Below are 2,670 nucleotides of genomic sequence, written 5' to 3'. Positions count from 1 at the left end.
TGGCCGGCCGCGGCCGGCCCTCGGCCTGGCCCGCCGGGCGCCGGGCCTCGATGCGCTCGGGCGCTTCGCGGTGCTCGATCAGGCGCATGCCGCCGAGGTCGCGCCAGGGCGGGCGGCGGCCGTCGCGATCGGGGCGCTGCTGGTCCGGCCGCGGACGCGGATGCACCACGATCGGCCGCTGGTGGTGGTAGTAGTACGGCGGGTAGTAGCCGTAGCCCGGGTAGCGGTGGCCGTAGCCATAGCGGGTATGGCCGTAGTAGGGGTATCCGTACTGGTACCCATAGCCGGCGCTGCCGCGCCAGCCGCCCGGATAGCCGTAGCCGACGCTGCCGTAGGGCGCGCCGTAGCCGTGATGGGTGGAACCGGACCGGCCGTAGTAGTAGTCGCCGCTGCCGCCGCGGTAGCCGTAGCTGGCACAGCCGCCGAGCAGGGCAATGGCGATGGCGGCGATGGCGAGATTGCGGAGCCTCATGAGCCGCCCCCTGTCCTGTGTGTTCGACCAGCATCGGCTCGCGGCGTTGAATCCGTGCTTAATCCGGCGAAATCGCGTTGCAATAGCTGAATGCCGCATCCTTCGCTACGCTTGCGGCGATGTCCCCGTCCCCCGACTTCGCAACGCCCGCGTTCGCCGACGTGCTGGCAGCGGCCGCGTGCATTGCCCCGCACGCCCACGCCACGCCCGTGCTGCGCGTCCGCTCGCTCGACGCAGAGGCGGGCTGCAGCCTGCTGTTCAAGGCCGAGCACCTGCAGCGCGCCGGTGCGTTCAAGTTCCGCGGCGCCTGCAATGCGGTCTGGTCACTCGCCCCGGAGCAGGCGGCGCGCGGGGTGGTCACCCATTCCTCCGGCAACCATGGCGCGGCCCTGGCGTTGGCCGCAGCCACCCGCGGCATCGCCTGCCACGTGGTGGTGCCTGCCGGTGCGGTCGCGCCGAAGCTGGCGGCGATCGCCGCCTACGGGGCGGTGCTGCACCGCTGCGAGCCGGGGATCGACGCCCGCGAGGCCGCCTGCGAGGCGGTCCGTCGACGCACCGGCGCGAACCTGGTGCATCCGTATGCCGATGCCCGGGTGATTGCCGGCCAGGCGACCGCGGCGCTGGAACTGCTCGGCGCCGGCGGCGACCTGGATGCGATGGTGGTGCCGGTCGGCGGCGGCGGCCTCGGCGCGGGCACCGCGATCGCGCTTGCCGGGGTGTCGCCGCGCACCCGCCTGTATCTCGCCGAGCCGGCGGGTGCGGCCGATACCGCGGCCTCACTGGCGCGCGGCGAGCGCGTCGCCGACCTGGTGCCGGACACCGTCTGCGACGGCCTGCGCGCAACGATCGGCGCACCCAACCTGGCGATCCTTCGCGCGGCGGGCGCCGAGGCGCTGACCGTCGACGACGACGCCACGCTCGCGGCGATGCGCCTGTTCTGGCAGCGCAGCAAGCAGCTGGTGGAACCGTCCTCGGCGGTGGCACTGGCGGCGGTGCTGCAGCACCGCCCGCGCTTCGCGGGCCAGCGCGTGGGCATCGTGCTCAGCGGTGGCAACGTCGACCTGGAGGCGCTGTGCGGCGCCGGCACCTGAGCCGCGGCCGGCGCCGCGCCGGCCCGCTGCGCTGGCTGCTGCGGCTGTGCACGCTGCTGGCGCTGTGGCTGGCCGGCGTCGCCACCTTCATCGTCTGGTCCGGCGAGCGCGACCAGGCCGGGGCCGCCGACGCCATCATCGTGCTCGGCGCGGCCGCCTACGACGCCCGCCCGTCGCCGGTCTTCGAGCAGCGCATCCTCCATGGCGTTCACCTGTACCAGCGCGGCCTGGCCGACACCCTGATCTTCACCGGCGGCTACGGCGGCAGCGGCGCGCGCTTTGCCGAGTCGCAGGTGGCGCGCAGCTACGCCCAGCGCGAAGGGGTGCCGGAACGGGCGATCCTGATCGAGACCGTCTCGCGCACCACCCAGCAGAACCTGGCCGAGGCCGCGGCGCTGATGCGCGCCCACGGCCTGCAGCGCGCGATCCTGGTCAGCGACCCGCTGCACATGGCGCGGGCGCTGCGGCTGGCGCGCGCCGAGGGCATCGATGCGCTCGGCTCGGCCACCCCGACCAGCCGCTTTCGCAGCCTCGAATCGCGCTGGGAGTTCCTGCTGCGCGAGGTGTACTTCTTCCACCGCGACCACTGGGCGGCGCTGGCCGGGCGTCCGGCCGCGCAGTGACCGCCTTCCGACCGGAGCCCGCATGAAGATCGACGGCACCCGCCGCCACGACCGCGCCACCGAGCTGGTGCTGCAGTACTACGCGGCGTTCAACCGCGGCGACTGGGACGGCATGCTCGCGGTGCTGTCGGACGACATCGCCCACGACCTCAACCAGGGTGGGCGCGAGACCGGACGCGAGGCGTTCGCGGCGTTCCTGCAGCGCATGCAGCGGCACTACCGCGAACAGCTGCGGGACATCGTGGTCATGGCCACCGCCGACGGCAGCCGCGCCGCCGCCGAGTACTCGGTCGAAGGCGAGTACCTGCTGACCGACGGCGGCCTGCCGGAAGCGCGCGGGCAGCGCTACCGGCTGCCCGGCGGCGCATTCTTCGAGATCCGCGGCGAGCGCATCGCGCGGGTCAGCAACTACTACAACCTCGAGGACTGGACGGGCCAGGTCTCCGGCTAGACGCTCCCGCCTTCGCGCACCGCGCACTCCTAC

At 73.6% G+C, this 2,670-nt stretch carries 4 protein-coding genes; 3 read left to right on the top strand and 1 reads right to left on the bottom strand.

Translation table 11 applies throughout. The features are described 5' to 3' along the window. On the bottom strand, positions 1-472 hold a 472-nt coding region (locus tag H0E84_RS01865; RefSeq protein WP_180676928.1), incomplete at its 3' end, for a hypothetical protein. Between the two features lie 119 nt (positions 473-591). Here H0E84_RS01865 and H0E84_RS01860 point away from each other — a divergent pair. From H0E84_RS01860 to H0E84_RS01850, 3 genes are read left to right on the top strand one after another with little or no spacing between them, the layout of a single operon-like run. Further along, positions 592-1,563, top strand: coding sequence for a pyridoxal-phosphate dependent enzyme (locus H0E84_RS01860; RefSeq protein ID WP_180676927.1), 972 nt, complete (start codon positions 592-594; stop codon positions 1,561-1,563). Next, positions 1,545-2,186, top strand: a complete 642-nt coding sequence (locus H0E84_RS01855; RefSeq protein WP_345776253.1) for a YdcF family protein — start codon at positions 1,545-1,547, stop codon at positions 2,184-2,186. Before H0E84_RS01860 ends, H0E84_RS01855 begins: the two co-directional genes overlap by 19 nt. Positions 2,187-2,208: 22 nt before the next feature. Next, entirely contained in the window at positions 2,209-2,637 is a 429-nt protein-coding gene (locus H0E84_RS01850) for a ketosteroid isomerase-related protein (RefSeq protein ID WP_180676926.1), read from the top strand. Positions 2,638-2,670 lie beyond the last annotated feature (33 nt).

This window comes from Luteimonas salinisoli (genome assembly GCF_013425525.1).
Classification (GTDB): domain Bacteria; phylum Pseudomonadota; class Gammaproteobacteria; order Xanthomonadales; family Xanthomonadaceae; genus Luteimonas; species Luteimonas salinisoli.
The sequence above is the reverse complement of the archived record's forward strand: the minus strand, read 5'-3'. Positions and strand labels throughout refer to the sequence as shown.